The 19,003-nt window shown below is 65.4% G+C and carries 14 protein-coding genes and 1 pseudogene; 11 read left to right on the top strand and 4 right to left on the bottom strand.

Translation table 11 applies throughout. The annotated features are described in order from the left end of the window. Positions 1-57 precede the first annotated feature (57 nt). Positions 58-1,551 carry a helix-turn-helix domain-containing protein gene (locus tag AC13GA_RS10100; protein WP_482998011.1) on the bottom strand — a complete coding sequence of 498 codons (1,494 nt, stop codon included), beginning with the start codon at positions 1,549-1,551 and terminating at the stop codon, positions 58-60. A gap of 410 nt (positions 1,552-1,961) precedes the next feature. On the opposite strand from AC13GA_RS10100, the gene AC13GA_RS10095 reads away from it, so the two are divergent. The 5 genes from AC13GA_RS10095 (at position 1,962) to AC13GA_RS10075 (ending at position 7,656) form a co-directional block, all read left to right on the top strand. Next, positions 1,962-2,846: an NAD(P)-dependent oxidoreductase gene (locus AC13GA_RS10095; protein WP_482998010.1), complete on the top strand. Its 885-nt coding sequence runs from the start codon at positions 1,962-1,964 to the stop codon at positions 2,844-2,846. Positions 2,847-2,947: 101 nt separating this feature from the next. Next, positions 2,948-4,087 carry an SPFH domain-containing protein gene (locus tag AC13GA_RS10090; RefSeq protein ID WP_482998009.1) on the top strand — a complete coding sequence of 380 codons (1,140 nt, stop codon included), beginning with the start codon at positions 2,948-2,950 and terminating at the stop codon, positions 4,085-4,087. A gap of 21 nt (positions 4,088-4,108) precedes the next feature. Beyond that, the gene (locus AC13GA_RS10085) at positions 4,109-5,461 is read left to right on the top strand and encodes a membrane protein (protein ID WP_046983344.1); all 1,353 of its coding nucleotides are present in this window, start codon (positions 4,109-4,111) and stop codon (positions 5,459-5,461) included. Further along, complete coding sequence (locus tag AC13GA_RS10080; RefSeq protein ID WP_046983345.1) at positions 5,458-5,715, top strand: hypothetical protein; 258 nt, start codon at positions 5,458-5,460, stop codon at positions 5,713-5,715. Before AC13GA_RS10085 ends, AC13GA_RS10080 begins: the two co-directional genes overlap by 4 nt. 276 nt (positions 5,716-5,991) lie before the next feature. Next, positions 5,992-7,656, top strand: a complete 1,665-nt coding sequence (locus tag AC13GA_RS10075; RefSeq protein WP_482998008.1) for a tyrosinase family protein — start codon at positions 5,992-5,994, stop codon at positions 7,654-7,656. A 53-nt stretch (positions 7,657-7,709) separates the two neighbouring features. Here the strand turns inward: AC13GA_RS10075 and AC13GA_RS10070 are convergent, their stop codons facing one another. After that, positions 7,710-8,606 (bottom strand): tyrosine-protein phosphatase, encoded by an 897-nt coding sequence (locus AC13GA_RS10070; protein ID WP_482998007.1) that lies wholly within the window; start codon positions 8,604-8,606, stop codon positions 7,710-7,712. A 17-nt stretch (positions 8,607-8,623) separates the two neighbouring features. Further along, positions 8,624-10,912: a TonB-dependent receptor gene (locus tag AC13GA_RS10065; protein ID WP_482998006.1), complete on the bottom strand. Its 2,289-nt coding sequence runs from the start codon at positions 10,910-10,912 to the stop codon at positions 8,624-8,626. A 123-nt stretch (positions 10,913-11,035) separates the two neighbouring features. Between AC13GA_RS10065 and AC13GA_RS10060 the strand changes: the two genes are divergently transcribed. The 6 genes and pseudogenes from AC13GA_RS10060 to AC13GA_RS10035 all read left to right on the top strand — a co-directional run bounded on the left by AC13GA_RS10060 (position 11,036) and on the right by AC13GA_RS10035 (position 16,925). Then, on the top strand, positions 11,036-11,680 hold the full coding sequence (locus AC13GA_RS10060) for a TetR/AcrR family transcriptional regulator (protein WP_482998005.1): 645 nt from the start codon (positions 11,036-11,038) through the stop codon (positions 11,678-11,680). Positions 11,681-11,819: 139 nt separating this feature from the next. After that, positions 11,820-12,101 (top strand): annotated as a pseudogene (locus AC13GA_RS10055) (AprI/Inh family metalloprotease inhibitor); the annotation flags it as partial. Positions 12,102-12,174: 73 nt separating this feature from the next. Next, a complete protein-coding gene (locus tag AC13GA_RS10050; protein WP_046983350.1) occupies positions 12,175-13,134 on the top strand; it encodes a cation diffusion facilitator family transporter in 960 nt (319 codons plus the stop codon). 71 nt (positions 13,135-13,205) lie between these two features. Next, positions 13,206-13,832 (top strand): DNA-3-methyladenine glycosylase, encoded by a 627-nt coding sequence (locus AC13GA_RS10045; RefSeq protein ID WP_136638063.1) that lies wholly within the window; start codon positions 13,206-13,208, stop codon positions 13,830-13,832. A 116-nt stretch (positions 13,833-13,948) separates the two neighbouring features. Continuing rightward, positions 13,949-15,658 carry a sensor domain-containing diguanylate cyclase gene (locus AC13GA_RS10040; protein ID WP_046983351.1) on the top strand — a complete coding sequence of 570 codons (1,710 nt, stop codon included), beginning with the start codon at positions 13,949-13,951 and terminating at the stop codon, positions 15,656-15,658. A gap of 103 nt (positions 15,659-15,761) precedes the next feature. Beyond that, positions 15,762-16,925: a M23 family metallopeptidase gene (locus AC13GA_RS10035; protein WP_136637972.1), complete on the top strand. Its 1,164-nt coding sequence runs from the start codon at positions 15,762-15,764 to the stop codon at positions 16,923-16,925. Between the two features lie 134 nt (positions 16,926-17,059). Here AC13GA_RS10035 and AC13GA_RS10030 read toward each other — a convergent pair whose 3' ends face one another. Continuing rightward, positions 17,060-19,003, bottom strand: a complete 1,944-nt coding sequence (locus tag AC13GA_RS10030; RefSeq protein WP_337302410.1) for a MacB family efflux pump subunit — start codon at positions 19,001-19,003, stop codon at positions 17,060-17,062.

Here is a 19,003-nt window from a genome sequence, read left to right as displayed (position 1 = left end):
CCTGATCTGCCATCCCAGCACCCCGGGCAGGCCCGCGCCTGCACCGGGGCGTTTGCTTTACTGATCCGGCGTTCGCCGGTAGCTGCGCGGGCTGACCCCCACCGCGCGTCGGAAGCTCTTTTCGAAGTGGCTCAGGTCACCGAAGCCAACCTGCAGTGCGACATCGGTAATGCGCAGGCGTTGCCCATCCCGCAGCAGCTGCTTGGCATGCTCGATGCGCAGTTGCTGCAGCAGCAGCTTGAACGTCGTACCCAGCTCGCTGCGAAACAGGAATCCCAGGTGAGACTGGCTGACATGGGCCTGGCGGGCGAGGTCGCCCAGTGTGAGCGGCTCGGCAGCGTGGTCCTTCAGATAGGCCAGGGCACGCTTCAGGCCATCGTGCAGGCCTTCATGCGCAGCCCTCGGCGCATCCTGCTGCCCAGGCTCAGGAGCGGCAGCTTCCTCGATCCCGGGCGGTAGTTTCGGCGCGCGCCCGGCATCGATGGCGACATTGCCCGCTGCCAGATCCGGCGCGTGACGTGCCAGATCGTCGCGACGGATGCAGCGGCCACCGGTCATCACCGCCAACCGCACTACCACCCGCTCCATCTCCAGCAGGTTGCCGGGCCAGTCATGCGCACACAACACTTCCAGCACATCGTCACCCAGCACATGGGGATTGAACCCATGCAGCTCCAGTGAACGTGCCGCCAGCGCGGCGATGTCCTCCACCCGTTCGCGCAGCGGCGGAATATCCACGGTCAGGAACTCCAGTCCGGCCAGCAGGGCGCGCGAGAACTGCTTCTCCCTCACCCGTTGTTCAAGGTCCGCGCTGGTCGAGGCGATCACCCGTGTCGGACCGGTCGCCTGCGCATCGGCATGCGCGGCGGGCAGCCCACGCATGCGATGTGACAGCTGGCCCTGCAGCGACACCGGCAGCTCGTCGACTTCATGGAAGTACAGCGTTCCGCCCTGCGCGCGCGCGAACCAGTCGCAGGCCTCGCCCTGTGGATGGACACAGTTCACCTCGACAAACGGGCCTTGCCGGTATCGGCCACCACTGTGCAGGGCGGCGGCCAGTTCCATTTTCTCGGTACCGAACTCGCCACGCAGCAATACCGGCAGCGGACTGGCCGCCGCGCGTTCGACGAACTCGTCCATCTGCTTCAGCGCCTCACCGGCGCCGACCAGCAGCAGCGGTCGGCTCAGCGCCTGTTCGGCCCAGGCCTTGGCCTCGTAGCGCTTGATCAGGTGTGCACAGCGCTGGGCAAACTGCTCACCCAGCGCCAGGGCACTGCCGTCCAGCCGGCCCTCTTCACCTTCCAGATGCAGCTCACCCAGTACCTCGCTGCCATAGCGGATCGGCAAGCGCTGGCGGGCAGCGGTCTTGTCGTCCGTTACCGCCACCGCAGTCACGTCCGTATGGCCAGCACTGGAACCGCGCAGATGGACGCTGCCGCCACGCAATGCATGGTGTTGCGAGAACTCCTTCACGAACGCGCCCAACAGGTCTGGCAAGGACCGGTGGGGTCGATAGGCGCGCTGCAACATCTCACTGACTTGCCTGTGCATTGAAACTCCCCTTTCGAATGGCAACCCGCTGCCGTTGCAGCGGGTGATCGCGCAATGGGTACCGTGCGGCTTCATTGCGTGATGCTGCGACGCCCCCGCCGCGCCTCGCGCCAGCCGCAGCACACACAGGTGAACCTGCACACTGTCCGCCCCCATGCCCCCAGGAGGTTGCCGTCGGTAGGTCGACGATGCGGACGTCGGACGGATCCCGGCGCCTCAAGTGCAGATACGCGCATTCGGCCTCGGGATTATCGAAAGCGAGTTTCGAGAAAATCGTGATGATAATCACGTGAATATCGGTGATTATCTTTGCCAGCAATGCAACGCGGGGGAATGTCGACCTGCACGGCCTGCGCGCCCTTTGCCGATCTGCGGCATGATCGACGCCTTGCCATGATCGGGAGCCCCCCATGCCATTGGGATTCATCGGCCTGGGCGTGATGGGCACGCCGAGGGCGGGCCACCTCGCGCGGGCCGGGCACGCCGTGCTGGGCTGGTCCCGCTCCGGCCGAAACCACGAGGCGGCACGCACCGCCGGCGTGCAGCCCATCACGCAACGGCAGGACGTGTTCGACGCGTGCGGGACGATCCTGCTCATGCTGGCCAACGACGAGGCCATCGACAGCGTGCTGGATCGGAACACGCCGACCTTCCCTGCCCGCGTCAAAGGCCGCCTGGTGATCAACATGGGCACCAGCTCGGCAGCCTATTCCCAAGCGTTGGGCGAACAGATCCGCGCGGCAGGCGGGCGCTACGTGGAAGCGCCGGTCTCCGGCTCGCGGGTGCAGGCGGAAGCCGCGCAACTGGTCATCATGCTGGCCGGCGACGCAGCTGACGTGGCAGAAGCCTCGCACCTGCTTGCGCCCCTCGGCCGGCAGTGCGTCGCGTGCGGCCAGGTGCCAGCGGCGTTACGCATGAAGCTGGCAGTGAATCTGTATCTGATCACGCTGGTCACCGCACTGGGCGAGGCCGTCCACTTCGCCGAGGTCCACGGCATTGCCCTGGAGCGCTTCGCCGAAGTACTCAACGCCGGGCCGATGGCCAGCGAGGTATCGAGGATCAAGCTGGACAAGATGATCCGCGAGGACTTCGCGGTCCAGGCCTCGATCACCGATGTTCTGAAAAACAGCGGCCTGGTGGCCGGTGCCGCGCACGAGGCGGGCATGCAAGCGCCCCTGATCGACGCCAGCGATGCATTGTTCGCGCGGGCGCAGCGGATGGGGCTGGGAGGGCTGGACATGGCCGCGGTACTCCAGGCGATCCGGGGCGGCCCACAGGCCACCAGCGGAGCCTGAACTGGAATCATCTTCCGGCACCACAGCAGTCCCTGCCCGCTGCTATATTCAGTCCAGCTCGGCAGGCATGGTGCCTGTCCTCGAATCACAGGGAGTTGGACATGGGTCTTGTACAGGCGGTCAAGGGTGCGGTAGGCGGTGTGCTGGCCGACCAGTGGAAGGACTTCTACACCGTGCCGGCGGGCCTGCCGTCCACGGCGGCCCTGTTCGCGGCGGTGCCGCAGAGCACCAACGCCGGGCGCGGCTCGAATACCAGCGGCTCGTCCAACATCATCAGCAACGGCTCGAAGATCGTGGTGCCGGAAGGCTACGGCCTGCTGCTGTTCCAGGACGGCGCGATCACCGCCTTCGTCGCCGAGCCCGGTGGCTACGAATGGCGCTCGGACGATCTGAACTCGCAGTCGATCTTCGCCGGCGACGGCCTGGTCAGCACCTTCATCAAGCAGAGCTGGGAGCGCTTCAAGTTCGGCGGCCAGCCGGGCTCGCAGCAGGCGGCTTACTTCGTGTCGCTGAAGGAACTGCCTGACAACCGCTTCGGCACCCAGTCGGAAATCTACTGGGACGACAGCTTCCTCAACACCCAGGTGGGTGCGGTCACGCGTGGCTCGTACACGCTGAAGATCGTCGATCCGATCCTGTTCGTGAAGAACTTCGTGCCCGCCAGCTACCTGCAGCCGGGCCAGGTGTTCGACTTCACCGATCTGGACAACGCCGCCGCCAGCCAGCTGTTCAATGAAGTGGTCGGTTCGCTGGCTCCCGCCTTCAGCCTGTACACGAACGATCCGAGCAAGGGCAACCGCATCACCAAGCTGCAGCAGGATTCGTTGGGCTTCGCGCAGAGCCTGTCGGCGGCAGTTGAGCAGGGTTACCAGTGGAAGTCCGATCGCGGCCTGGCCATCGTCAAGACCGCCATCGTCTCCATCGAGTACGACGCCAACACCCGCGAGCTGCTGAAGACCGTGCAGCGCGCCGATGCGCTGTCCGGTTCGCGCGGCAATTCCAACCTGCAGGCCAGCGTTGCCCAGGGCATCCAGTCGGCCGGCGAGAACGGCGGCGCGGCAGGCCTGGTCGGTGTCGGCATGGCTTCGGGCATGTTTGGTGTCGGTGGCATGCAGCAGCCGACCGCGCCGGCTGCCGATGATCCGGTGGCCAAGCTGAAGAAGGCCAAGGAAATGCTCGACCTGGGCCTGATCACCCAGAGCGACTACGACGCGCTCAAGGCCAAGGCACTGGGCCTGTAACCGGCAGGACGTACAACCACCATGTCCGATCCCCGAAACGGCCCACCGCCGCTGCCCGGATCCGCGCCCTCGACGCCGCCGCCCTTGCCGGCGGCGTCGTTGGATGGGCCGGGTTCGCCGCAGGACGTCCCTCCCCTGCCCGGCAGCTTCCCGCTGGACACCTCGAAACTGCCGCAGGCCATCCGTGATGAAGTGGAAGCACCCGATCCTGTGGCCATCGACACCTCGGCCAGCGAGCTGAAGGACGGCCTCAACCGCTGCCCCAGGTGCGGCGCCACCGACATCCGGCCCAAGGCCGGTACCGATATCCTGGTCTGCCTCTACTGCCGTCACGAATGGCATGGCGCGCGGGTCGAGGAGGAATTCGGGCTGGGCGAAGCCATCGACCAGCTGCGCGGTACCGTCATCGCCTCAGGCGCCCGTGACATCGATGCCGACACCTCGGCGTTGATGACGTTCAAGTGCACCGGCTGCGGCGCTGAAGTCACGGTCAACACCGAAAGTACGATGACGGCGCGCTGCCACTGGTGCCGCCATGTGTTCGGCGTCAACGAGCAGATCGCCAACGGCGCGGTGCCCGATGCCGTCCTGCCCTTCCACATCAAGAAGGACGATGCGGTCGCACGCATCCGCCAGTTCGTCGACAAGCGCCGGATGTTCGCGCTGAAGGCGTTCAAGGATCAGTTCACCCCGGAGAACGTGGTGGGCGTGTTCCTTCCGTACATGATCGTCGACAGCAATGTCAGCGCTGCCGTGACCGGCAAGGGCGAGATCAAGACCCGCGAATACACGGTCGGCAGCGAGAAGAACAAGCGCACCCTCTACGACGCCGACGTCTACCAGGTCGAGCGCCAGGTGGATTTCACCGTCGATGACCTGCCGCTGGAATCCTCGGCCGAACGCGGCAACCTGGACACCCGCGCCAACACCAACAACATCATCAACACCATCCTGCCGTTCGATACCAAGAACGCGGTCAAGTGGAACGCCTCGTACCTGGCCGGCTTCACCTCGGAGAAGCGCAACCTGGACGTGGAGAAGCTACGCCCACGCCTGGAAGATCAGCTGCTGTCGATCGCGCGCGCGCAGGTGGAGGGCTCGGTGAAGCGCTACAACCGCGGCGTACGCTGGGAGCAGGAGCAGCTGGAGGTGCATGGCACCCGCTGGGTGTCGATGTACCTGCCGGTGTGGCTGTATTCGTACCACCAGCCCGGCAAGAACGGCGGCATGCTGCACTACATCGCAGTGAACGGCCGCACCGGCGAAACCATGGGCAGCGTGCCCGTGCAACAGTGGAAGATGCTGTTGGCGGCACTGGCCACCGGCACCGTCATTGAAGCCCTCGCAATTGCCTTCCTGGTGGCATCGACATGAGTGATGACAGTGGTCTCTGGCTGTTGGCGGCAGGCCCGGCCGGCGCAACCGCGCTGTACTGGGCGCTGTACCGCTATTACCGCAACACCGACAAATCGCATTCCTTCGAACACGAAACCGAGATCGAAGCCCAGCCGGTGACCGGCTCGGACCAGCAGGTGGGCCGGGTCACCGGCACCGAGGAGAAGCGCATCCGCGGTGACAACGTGTACGAGTACCGGAAACGGGTGGTAAGAGTGAAGCCCGATCAGTAGAGCCAGGCCATGCCTGGCTGATCGACAACGCAGCGACGACGACGGTGAACAGCTTCAGCCGGGCAGATGTGTACGCGCCTGCGACTGTGGCCTGCTTCGCAGATCAGCTCTGTTTGCCATGCCTATACTACCGCCGCTTCCACCCCGGCCATCGTTGCACCTGCCGGTGGAAGCGGCGGGGCTGGATGTCCCCGTCGGACCGGCCGCCACGCTGCCGCCGGTCCTGCCAGTGATTTGTAACCCAATGCGGTTCAACCAATCACCAGGGGGAAGGCTATGCGCTACACACGTCGTGATTTTCTTGCCACCACCGCCAGCGCTTCATTGGCATCACTGGTCGCGTCCGGTGCCTGGGCCAGCGGCGCCGCACCGGCCGACAAGGCCGCACAGGCACGCTACCACCGCTACAACGTCACCAGCCCCGAAGGCCAGCGCATGCTGGCCAGCTACGCACGCGGCATCAAGGCCATGCTGGCATTGCCGGCGGATGATCCACGCAACTGGTTCCGCAACGCCTTCGTGCACCTGATGGACTGCCCGCACGGCAACTGGTGGTTCTACGTCTGGCACCGTGGCTATGTCGGCTACTTCGAGCAGACCATCCGCACGCTCAGCGGCGATCCGCAGTTCGCCATGCCCTACTGGGACTGGACCGAGCTGCCACGGATTCCCCCGGCGATGTTCGACGGCGTGCTGACACCCACTGACAGCGCCTATGCGCCGTATACACGCAACCTGGCGGTCTTCACCCGGTTCATGCAGCCAGCCCTGCAGCGTTACTGGGAAACGCTGGATGCAGGCCAACGCGATCAGCTCAAGCTCCGTGGCTATCTCACTGCGGACGATGTTTGGAACGATGTGACCGGCTACAGCGCCGCGGAGAAGACCGGTATCTCGGGCAATGCGGCCTATGCGATCACCTGCGGCGCCCGTTATCTCTGGCGCGAGAATCCCGGCTTCGATGCAAAGACCGCTTCGGCCGTGTCTCCCGATACCATTCACGCGGGGCTTTCGCCGGTCGAGTTCTACAACGATGATGTGAGTCGCAGCTTCACCAGCTCGCGTACGGCCTCACACGTGGTGCAACCCGACGGCGCCACGAAATTCTCGGTACTCGAAGGCTTCCCGCACAACAAGGTGCACAACTGCATCGGTGGCGTCGGCGCGGTCGATCCCGGCCCCTATGGCAACATGACCAACTTCCTGTCGCCGCTCGATCCGATCTTCTACCTGCACCACGCCAACATGGACCGCCTGTGGGACGTGTGGAACCAGCTGCAGCAATCCCGCGGCAAGCCGATCATGCCCATCAACGTCGACCAGCGGCGTCAGTTCATGAACGAACCGTTCCGGTTCTTCGTCAATTCACAGGGCAAGCCCGTTGGCGAGCGTCCTGCCAGCGCCTTCTTCTCCACCACGGCCTTCGACTACGACTACGTCTATGGGGGCCGCAACGACCTGCTGACGGCGGCCGCACTGCCCGCAGCTGCCGGTGCGGTGCGGGTGGTGCGCGGCATACGTTCCGATGGCACTGTCCGCGTGGCTGTCCCCAATGAGGCGGTGCGCGCGCACCTGGCCGCATCGGGCCCACGACAGTTGATTGCGGAAGTGACTCTGGAGCGACCACGCGGCTTGAACAACACCCGCGAGTTCGACGTGCTGATCAACGCACCCGCCGGTACCTCGTCCGTGGATGCCGACAGCCCGTACTACGCCGGCACCGTATCGTTCTTCGGGCCCACCATGGCCGGGATGGATCACAGCCATCCCACCACGTTCGCGGTGCCGCTGCCTCAGAAACTGGGGGCCCTGCAGGCACTCAATGCAGCCAATGGTGGAACGACCACGCTCGAGATCCGTCTGGTTGCATCGTCCGGCCAGGCACCGCAGACGTTCCCGGTGCTCGACGCCGCCATTCTGGTTGCGCCGCTGCAGCCGTGATGACGCACTGCAGGTGCCGGCACTGTCCGGCACCTGCCTTGGGCATGCAGTTTTCAGCCTGCCTGCCCCAGCCGTACCTTCAACTGCTGGATCTCCTGTTCGCTGACCCCGATCGACTTCAGGTAACCCTCTGCTCCACCATACTGGCTGTGCAGTGCCGCCAGGAACTGCTCCATGTTGTCCGGCGCGGTACCGGACATGCCGGCCATCCTGCGACCGATCTCCGGATTCTGCTTGATCAACGCCATGATCTGCGCGTTCATCGCGCTGTCCTTCGGCTGCCCTTCCAGGTAGTGCGCCGAGATCGCGTAGTTGTGCACGATCTCGGCCTTGGGCACGCCCGCCAGGTCCAGCAGCAGGCCGGCGATGATACCGGTGCGGTCCTTGCCTGCGGTGCAATGGAACAGCACCGCGCCATCCTGCTGCGCGGCGATACGCTGGAACACCTGCTTGAACTGCGGCTGGCTGTGGCCCAACCACTGCACATAGGCCTCGCCCAGCGTATCCGGGAAGCTGGCCATCATCTTCTGCAGGTCCATCTTCTCCGTGCCCATCAGCGAAATGCGCTGATAGTCGAAGCGATCGTCGCGGGCCAGCAGATCCGGTGACTGTGCTTCCTCATCGGCGGTGCGCAGATCGATGTCGAGCTTCACACCGGCGGCAACGAGGGCATCACGGTCGGCATCGGTCAGGCGGCCAAGGTCGGCGGTGCGCACGAAGGCATCGGCTGGAATCGGCCCTTTGCTGCCCTGCAGGCCAGCGAAGGTACGCACATTCCAGGCACCCTGCAGCGGGATCACCCGCTGCGCATCGGCGGCGGCGGGCTTTGTGTTGGCGGTAGCCACCTGTTTGGCAGCGACGGCCTGCGGCGTATCAGCGGCAACCGCTGCGGCAGCCATCGGTAGAGCCAGCATCAGGGCCAGAGCGAGTTCGGTACGAGCGATCTTCATTGGAATCTCCAGTCGAATCAGAAGTTGACGGCCACATCCAGGCCGAAGGTGCGCGGGTCGTTGAAGATGCCGCTCTGGCCCAGCGCTGCGCTGTTGATCTTGTAGAACAGATGCTGTTCATCCAGAAGATTGCGCGCCCACAGCGAGAACGACATCGTGGTGCCGGTGCTGTTGACCGGTACATCCACCAGCGCCACCCGAGCGTTCACCACGAACGAGCTGTCGGTGAGCATCTGGTCGTACTCGCTCGTGTAGTAGCCATCGGACCAGTTGCCGTCCACATGGAACTTCAGTGCCGAGAAATTGGGGAACGGCACCAGGTAGTCGGCAGACAGGCTGCCGGCGTTCTTCGGCGCCAGCAGCGGCTGGACCGTTACCTGCACCCCCGCACCGAATGGGTCCGTCGCGGTCTGCGCGTCGATCTTCGTATAGGCGTAGTTGAGGCCGAGCGTGAGGTTGTCCACCGGCATCACATTGAACTCCAGCTCCGCGCCGCGCGATTTGCCATCGCTCAATGCATTGGTGGTGACCATGGTAGTGCGGGTCTCACCACTGTTCGGGTCGAACGGCAGCGAGAAGTCCATCTGCTTGTGGGCGATGGTCGAATCGAACACGGCGAGGTTCAGGCGGGCGCGGTTGTCCCAGAACTGCGATTTGAAGCCCAGCTCATAGGCCGTCACTTCTTCAGGACCGAACGCGCTGTAGTTGGTCGAGCGCGAGTTGGCACCGCCGGCCTTGAATCCCGTGCTGTACTTGGCATAAAGCATCGCGTGCCCGCCAAGGTCGTAGACGATGTTGACCATCGGGTCGAAGCGGCTCCAGCGGTCCTTGAACGCGAGGTTGGTCGCCGCACCATTGACGATGTACAGGCTGCCCTTCTTGTCATCGCGGGTATAGCGGCCACCGGCGGTCAGGTGCAGGCGCTGCAGCGCCTCCGGGGTCCACGTGGCTTGGCCGAACACACCCAGACTGTCGGTCCACGCTTTGCTGGCGCGGTCGATGCGTACCCGCGAGAGATCCAACGGGTTGGTCGCCGCATTCACCGTGTAGCTGTTGCCGCCTGGGCCCCAGACCAGCATGTTCGGGGTCTGCGCATTGTCACCGGCGGTCTCGTGGTAGTAGAACGCACCGCCGAGGAACTGCACCTGCGAGGTATTGCCGATCAGCTGGAACTCCTGGCTGTACTGGTGCTGGTAGACCTGCGCCAGGCTGTAACGCCCGAAGGGTGTGCCTGCGCCACCATAGGCCGAGATTGCATCGACCAGGCCCATGTCGGACTGGCCCTGGGTGAGTTCGCGGTATGAACTGATCGACTTCAGTTCCAGGTTGTCGTTCAGCGTCCACGACAGGTTCAACAGATGGCCACTGGTCCGCCCGATGTTGTCTTCCTGCGGGCCGCCGAGGATGGCGCTGTCGCGGCGATCCTGGCTGGCGCCGGCCTTCTGCAGTGGGCTCAGGTAGGCGCCCGGCACCAGCACCTGGGTGTGGTACGGCGTGGTGGCATCGTAGGAACGATCGAACGCGTACAGCAGCGAGAAGTCATCACTCGGCTGCCACAGCGCACTCAAGCGCGCGCCACGCTTGTCGTAGCTGTTGAAGTCACGCTCGCCACGCATCGGATTGTCGGTGGTGCCGCCACGCCTGGCCTGCACTGCATCGACCTTGAAGCTGACATCGCCCACCTTGGGCAGGTCCAGGTGCAGCGCGCTGTTGTAGCCGCTGAAGTTGGACACACCGGCACTTACGCTGCCGCCGAATTCGCCGGTCGGTTGCTTGGTCACGATGCTCACTGCGCCGCCTTCGGTGTTGCGGCCGAACAGCGTGCCCTGCGGCCCCTTCAGCACTTCGATGCGCTCCACGTCGTAGAGCATGCTGCCCAGGCCCTGCGCACGGCCCATGAACACTCCATCGACATAGATACCGACGCCGGCGTCGCGGGCCGGCTGGTTTGCGTCACCGGAGGCGCCAATGCCACGGATACCGATGTTCAGCGCCGAACTGCGGGTGGCAAACGGCGTGACCCGCAGCGAAGGAATGGAACCATCAGACAGGCTGCCCAGCGAAATCGCGCTGCGGTCCTTCAGCGCTTCAGCATCGACCACCGACACCGAGATCGGCGTCTCCTGCAGGTTGGTGGCGCGTTTCTGCGCGGTCACCATCACCTGGTCGAGGGCGACGACAGTGCGCGCGACCTCGGCGGAGGTGGCAGCATCGGCGCTGGGATTGTCTTCTGCATGGGCCAGCACCGGCAGCGCGGCGGCGATGGCGAGGGTGAGCAACGGACGGTGCAGCGGGAGGTAGCGCATCGGACTCATTCGCGGAAGGAGGAGGCCGGCGCAGTCTGGAAGGCGGCAATTACAAATGAATGACCGTTCATTCACACCTTTTATGACGTACTATCCCGCCCCTGGACGCTCCTACCTCTCGCAATGACGCCGAAAGCCGCCGTAGCCGTATCCGCCAACGACCCTGCTGCCGCGCATGCCGAAGCCCAGCGCCGGCGCATCCTTGATGCCGCCCAGAAGTGCTTCATCACCCGCGGATTCCATGCCGGCTCGATCGGCGACATCGCCGCCGAAGCTGAGATCAGCCAAGGGCTGATGTACCGCTACTTCGCCAACAAGCGGGCCTTGATCCTGGCCCTGATCGAGCGCCAGCTGCGCCACGACCAGGCCTCGATCAGCGAGATGCCGGCAGCATCGGACCTGGTGGACGGCCTGCTGGAGTGCTACCAGCAATGGGCACGCGGCGAAGTGCTGCCGATCCACGGCAACGCCATCGCCAGCGTGGCGCTGTATGCGGAGATCAATGCCGAGGCGCATCGCGACCCGATGCTTGCCGAGGTACTGCGTACCCATGACAAGCAGACCAGCGCTGCCATCCACGCGTGGTTGCGGCAGCGCGACGTCAGCCTGGGCCGCGTCGTGGACGAAGAGCGGATTGCCAGCCGAACCCTGCTGCTGCGGCTTCTGGTGGAAGGACTGGCGATGCGTGCCGTGCGCGATCCGGACTTGCCTGCGGCACGGGTTCGCACTCTGTTGGCCGACGCCATCGGGCGGGTGATGGCGGACTGAGGCGTACCGCCGATCCTCACACGATCCCACACCTCGTCGGCAACGCTCGCAGACCGAGGTCTCGTTCAGTTCCCACGACGATAGCGACCAGTGGCGGCGCGACAACCGCCGCCATCGCAATCGCGACGTCCGCGACGACGACCTGTTCGGCCGCTGGACCCTGGGCCAGGAAAACGGCAGCACCTGTACCATCGAACTGCGGAACAGTGAATGGTTCGGCGGCTACAGCGCCTATGTTCCGGCTGGCTGTCCGGATGGCTTCTTCCCGGCCAATCGATGGGTGCTGTCCGGCGATGAGCTGCTGCTGACCGACTCCAGCAATACCGTGTTCGGCCGCTTTCACACATCAGGTGGCGGCCGCTGGTCGGGCGCGCTGAAATCGGACGGCACGCGGCTGTATCTCCACCCCACAGGACGCTGATGCGCCAGCCCTGCACGCAGTGGGCACGGCCGCGCGCGGAAGATGATCCCCTCTGTCTTTTCACGCCCGCGCGATGTCTGCTCCCACCGGCTCCCGCCTCGTCATCTACGCCGCCCTGGCCGGCAACCTGGCCATCGCTGTAGCCAAGTTCATCGCTGCGGGCATCTCCGGCAGCTCGGCCATGCTCAGCGAGGGTGTGCATTCGCTGGTCGACACCGCCAATGAGCTGCTGCTGCTCTACGGCCTGCATCGCGCCAGCAAGTCGCCGGACCCGGTGCACCCGTTCGGCTACGGGCGCGAACTGTACTTCTGGAGCTTCATCGTTGCCCTGCTGGTGTTCGCTGCCGGCGCTGGCGTCTCCGCCTACGAGGGCATTCAGCATATCCGCCGACCGGAACCCGCCACCAACCATGCGCTGAGCTACAGCGTTCTCGGTATTTCCATGCTGTTCGAAGGTGCATCGTGGTGGGTGGCGCTGCGTGAGTTCCGCCGGACCAAGGGCACGCTCGGGTACTTCGAAGCCTTCCGCCGCAGCAAGGATCCTTCCACATTCACCGTGCTGCTGGAGGACAGCGCCGCGCTGCTCGGCCTTGGCTTTGCGCTGATCGGTCTGGTCGCCGCCCAGTTGCTGGACCTGCCCGTTCTCGATGGTGTGGCGTCCCTGTGTATTGCTGGCGTGCTGGCGGCTACAGCCTTCCTACTCGCACGCGAAACCAAAGGGCTGCTGGTAGGTGAGCCTGCCCATCCCGCGGTCGCGGAGCGGATCATGGCCGTGGCCGAAGCCGATCCGGACCTGCGCCGTGCCAACGGCGTGACCACCATGCAGATGGGACCAGAGCAGGTCGTGGCCATGCTCAGTGCAGAGTTCGAGGATGACCGCCGTACGCCGCAGATCGAGGCCTGCATCACCCGTATCGAGACCGCCGTGAAACGCGAGTACCCGGAGCTGGTAGCTCTGTTCATCAAGCCGCAGACACCGGAGGTTCATGCCGCCCGTCGTGCGGCGTTGGCAGCATCTCCCCGGCAGGATTGACGCAGCGTCCGCAACGGCTTCACCTGATCGCCGCCACACTGCAGACTCCTCCTGCAGAGCTTGCCACCGCCGTGCTGGACTGGTTGCCCGATCACTGGAAGATCCTTCCCCGCCGCTTCTACCAGCGCCCGTCCACCGACGTTGCCCCTGAGCTGCTCAACAAGCTGCTGGTCCGCGACGATGGCCGCGCGGCGCGCATCGTCGAGGTCGAGGCCTATGCCGGCAGTGTGGATCCAGCCGCGCACTCCTATCGTGGGCAGACCCCACGCACGGCCAGCATGTTTGGTGAGGCCGGCCATCTCTATGTCTACTTCACCTACGGCATGCACTGGGGCAGCAACGTTGTCTGCGGTGAAATCGGCGAAGGTGTCGCCGTCCTGCTGCGCGCCGCCGAGCCATTGGCGGGGCTGGAGCGGATGCACGAACTGCGCCCGGCGGCCAGGCGTGATCACGATCTGGCCAGCGGCCCCGGCAAGCTCTCGCAGGCTTTCGGACTGGACCGCGGCTTCGATGGCGCGGATCTGGTGACCGGGAACCAAGGGATCATCATTGCCAGCGACGGCACCGCACCGCCGCTCGACCCGGTCGTCGGGCCCCGCATCGGTATCACACGTGCGGTGGACTTTCCCTGGCGCTGGCACGTTCGCGACCACCGTCACGTTTCGGTACGCCCCTCGCGCGCGCTTCGCAAACGCTGACCGAGGCGCGTCACATCGGCATCACCCGACGCTGGCGATACATAACGCGCTACGCACTAGCGTAGTGCCTGACAGCCGCCGAAGCCGCCCTCGCCACCCCAGCCCTGAAACGCGCCATGGACGAAGCCGAACGACTGCTTGAACTCGACCGTCTGCATCTGCTCGACACTCCGCCAGAGCCGGTTTTCGATGCGATCGTCGCCGCCGCGCGTGCCGCCACCGGCATGACCATGGCACTGATCTCGGTGGTAGCCGACGAGCGCCAGTGGTTCAAGGCCAACATCGGGCTGGAAGGTGTCAGTGAGACCGCACGCGAGATTTCTTTCTGCACGCATGCGATCCAGCAGGATGAGCTGTTCGAAGTTCCGGACGCGCGCCAGGATCCGCGATTCTCCACCAACCCGCTGGTGACCGGCGGCCCACGCATCCGCCACTACGCCGGCATCTCGCTGGGCTCGGCGCACGGCGCTCGCATTGGAACACTGTGCCTGCTCGATCCGATGCCGGGCGTACTGTCGCCCTCACAGCGCGAACTGATGGTGCATCTGGCGCGGGTCACCACCCAGGTACTGGAACAGCGCAGCACCTTGATGGCCCAGGTCGGCCAGGCCAAGGCTCTGCACCGCGAGTTGAAACGCAGTGAGGATTTCCTGGAACGCACCAACCGCGCAGCGCGGGTAGGCGGCTGGGAGATGGACCTGGTCAATAACGAAGTGCGCTGGACGCGCGAAACCAAACAGATCCATGGCGTGCGCAGCAACTTCGAGCCCACGCTCGACACCGCGCTTTCGTTCTACCGCGAGGACAGCCGCAGCATCATCCGCACAGCGGTACAGCGCTGCATCGAGGAAGGCACGTCGTGGGAGGTTCAATTGCCGATGACGACCGCCGATGGACGCGCCATCTGGACGAGGGTCGTCGGTGGCCGGCAGCAGGTTGATGGTCACCCTCGGCTGGTCGGCGCCATCCAGGACATCACCGAGGAGCGCGCCGCACTGGATGCGCTGGAAGCTAGCGAAACCCGCTACCGGCGTCTGTTCCACTACAGCCTGGGTTTGATCTGTACGCATACGCTGGATGGCACGCTGACGTCGGTGAACCCGGCGGCAGTGCAGTCGTTGGGTTTCGACGAAGGCCAGATGATCGGGCGCAGCCTGTGTGACCTGATGCCGCCGGAGAAGCGCGCCGCCTTCAAGGCCTATCTCGAGCGCATCACGGTCAACCACACCGATGCCGGCGTCATCGAACTGATCGCTGCCGATGGAACCCGGCACTATTGGGCCTACCACAACGTGCTCGACAGCGAAGCCAATCCACCCTACGTGCTCGGCCATGCACAGGACGTCACCGCATTGCGGATGCAGGAACAGCAGTTGCGTGAAATGTCCTTCAAGGACCCGCTCACCCAGAGCTACAACCGCCGCTTCCTGCCCCGCCTGGACGAACTGGGCGAGCGGCCATGGGCCTGCCTGATGTTCGATCTTGATCATTTCAAGCAGATCAACGACAGCCAGGGCCATGCGCGAGGTGACACGGTGCTGGTGGAGTTCGCCGCCTTCCTGCGCTCTCCGCTGGGTGCGGCGGAGAACGTGGTACGGATGGGGGGCGACGAGTTCATGGTGGTGCTGACCGGCCCGGAACCGGGGAGGCTGACCGCACTGGAACAGTGGTATGCGGAGCACGCCGGGCAGTCACCCACGCCCTTCTCGCTGGGCGCGACCCACCATGCACCTGGCGAGACGGTGGCCGACACCCTGCAGCGCGCCGACAGCCGGCTGTACCGCGAGCGGGCACGTGTGCGCAGGCATCCCCGGCCGTCGGCCTGATATCGGCCGCAGCTGCCGGCTTGCCGAACCTGCCCGTACGTCTGTGGCCCCGGTGTAGCGCTATGCTCGTCAGCGGGCACCAACGGCCCCCTGGGGAACCCGCATGACCCGCAGCATCCGCTTCGTCCTGCTACTGCTGTTGCTGCTTCCTTCGCTCGCACTGGCGGCGCCAGCCCCTGCACCGGTCGAAGCGAGGGTGCCCTTCGCGCCAGCGCCCTTCATCGGCAGCGACGGCCTGCGCCATCTGGCCTATGAACTGCACATCACCAATTTCTACGGCGATACCGGCGCGCTGCAGCCGCAGTCGCTGCAGGTGTTCGCCGACAACGCTGCAACATCGCTGCTGACGCTGGACGGCCCCGCCCTGCGCGGCTGGGTTCGGCCGATGCCGGCCGAGGATGTGGCCCTCAGCATTGCGCCCGGCAAGCGGCTGGTGGTTTTCCTGTGGCTGTCATTGCCACCCGGCGCGCCCGTTCCACACACCCTCCGTCACCACATGCTGCTGGGCACCGAGCACCACGGCAACGTGCTGCTGGATGGCGCCAGCGTGCAGGTCAATCCTGCGCCAGTGCTGGCCGTGGGACCGCCGCTGCAGGGTGGCCGCTGGCTCGCGCATGAAGGACCGGGCGCGGCGCAGTCGCACCATTGGGGCAGCCTGGTTGCGGTCAATGGTGAGCTGACCATTCCACAGCGCTTCGCCCTCGATCTGGTCGGCGTGAACGCACAAGGCCGCGCGTTGCGGCCCGGTACAAAGGATCTGCAGCACACCCGCCACTCGGACTGGGTGGGCTATGCGGCACCGGTGCTGGCCGTGGCCGATGGCATCGTCCGCGCCACCCGCGACGGACAGCCGGAGCATGCCCCACTGACCGCACAACCGGAGCCATCGTCACTGACCGCCGACGGCTTGTTCGGCAACTACGTGGTGGTGGAAATCGCGCCGGATGTCTTCGCCAGCTACGCCCACCTGCGCGCAGGCAGCGTCAAGGTCAGACCCGGGCAACGCATCCAACGGGGACAGGTGCTGGCGCAGCTGGGACAGTCGGGCAATTCCGCTGCGCCACACCTGCATTTCCAGCTTTCCAACAAGCCCACGTTCGAAGGGTCCGAAGGCATTCCCTATGTCTTCCAGTCCTTCGACGATTTCGGCCCTGAAAGCGAGGCACAACTGTTCGGCCAAGGTGACGCCTGGAAACCCGGCGTGACCGTGCCGCGCGACAACCAGTTGCCGCTGAACGACATCGTCATTGCCTTTCCGCCGCGCTGACACACCGACTCTGCTGCCGGGAATGCTCCTGCCCACGCTCGGCTTGCTGCGCGCAGCGCAGGGTTCATAGTGGCCTGACCGGAGAGCAGCCGAGCATGGGCTCGGCTCTACAAGTGCACGCACCGGGCCTGCGCCTACTCCGCCGCCAGCGCCTGGATCGGGTCCAGCTGCGCGGCGCTGCGTGCCGGGAAGTAGCCGAAGCCCAGCCCGATCGCCGATGAGCACGCCAATGCAGCCAGCACCGGTCCCGGCGTGAACAGGAACGGCACGCCCAGCGACAGCAGGCTGGACAGCGCTCCCGCACCGAACGCGAACAGTACGCCCAGCACACCACCGAGCAGGCAGATCAGCACCGCTTCGATCAGGAACTGGCGCAGGATGTCACCCTGCCGCGCACCCACTGCCAGACGCACGCCGATCTCGCGCACGCGCTCCTTCACCGACACCAGCATGATGTTCATCACCCCAACTCCACCCACCACCAGCGCCACCGCGGCAATGGCGGAGACCAGGGCCGCCATGGTCTGGCTGGACTTCATCACCGCCTTGCGGATCTGATCGGCGTTGTAGATGAAGAAATCCCGCCGCCCATGCAACCGTTGCAGTTCGGCAGCCAGCGAGGCTTCGGCGGCGGTGGTCGGCACGTTGTCGCGCACCCGCACGGTGATGCTCTCCAGCCGTTGGCTGCCCAGCAGCCGCGAGGCCGCCGAGGTATACGGCACGTAGACCGTGGGCGTCGCACCGCCGGCAAAGGCGCTGGCGCCGACCACACCGATCACCTCTACCGGCATGCCGCCCAACAGCACCGTACTGCCGATCGGGTTGCCGGTGAACAGCGCCTTGGCCGCCTTCTGATCGACCACGCCCACGGCACGATGCGCATCTACTTCAGCATCGGTGAAGAAGCGCCCAGCCTTCAGCTGCAGCCCGCGCACGCGCGGCAAGTCCGCGCCCACGCCCTGCACCTGGGTGTTGGCACGACGGCTGCCCTGCAGTGCTGCCACCGAACCCGTCAGATTGGGGCTGACGCTGTCCACGTAGCTGAGCGCGGCCAGATGGTCGGCATCCCCCACCACCAGCGTTTCGATCTCCGCCGAGCGCGGGTCACCGAAATCGGCGCCGGGGAATATCTCCAGTGTGCTGGCGCCCAGTTCATTGATCTGTGATTCCACCTGCGCCTGCGCGCCCTTGCCTAGCGCGACCACGGTCACCACGGCGGCCACGCCGATGATGATGCCGAGCATCGTCAACAAGGTCCGCAGTCGATGGGCCAGCATCGAACGCACCGCCATCCGGGCGGCCTCGCGTACCGCGTCCAGGCGCGCCCGGCGCTCGGCAGTCAGGGACGGACCGCGTTCGGCGATGGACGCAGCGGGCGTCAACACCGGCGCCCTGTCACCACGATCGGCGACCACACGTCCGTCGGCAATCTCGATCACCCGGCCGGCATGCGCGGCAATTGCAGCGTCATGGGTCACCAGGATCACCGTATGGCCTTGCCCATGCAGGCGCTTCAGTTCGGCCATCACCTGCTGGCCACTGGCGTGATCGAGCGCGCCGGTCGGCTCGTCGGCCAGTACGATGGCGCCGCCGTTCATCAGCGAACGCGCGATCGACACGCGCTGCTGCTGGCCGCCGGACAGCTGGCTCGGCCGGTTTGCGGTGCGTTCGCCCAAGCCCAGCGTTTCCAGCAGCCCGCGGGCACGCGCGGTACGCGTCTCTGCATCCACGCCCGCATAGACCGCCGGCAATGCCACGTTCTCGGTGGCGCTCAGGTTCTCCATCAGGTTGTAGCGCTGGAAGATGAAGCCGAAGTGCTCGCGGCGCAGCCGGGCCATCGCATCCGGCGCCATCTGCTCGGTGGCCTCGCCGTTCACGCGATAGCTGCCTTCGGTTGGCCGGTCCAGGCAGCCGAGGATGTTCATCAACGTTGATTTTCCCGAACCGGACGGGCCGATGATGGCGATGAACTCACCGGCGTCGATACGCAGCGAGACATCCTTCAGCACCACCACTTCACCGGCGGCCGAGCGATAGGCGCGCGATACGCCATGCAGTTCCAGCAGAGCATCGGCCAT

Source organism: Stenotrophomonas sp. 22DLJC03 (genome assembly GCF_056861405.1).
Note: the sequence above shows the minus strand (reverse complement) of the source record. Positions and strands in the feature narration are given on the sequence as shown.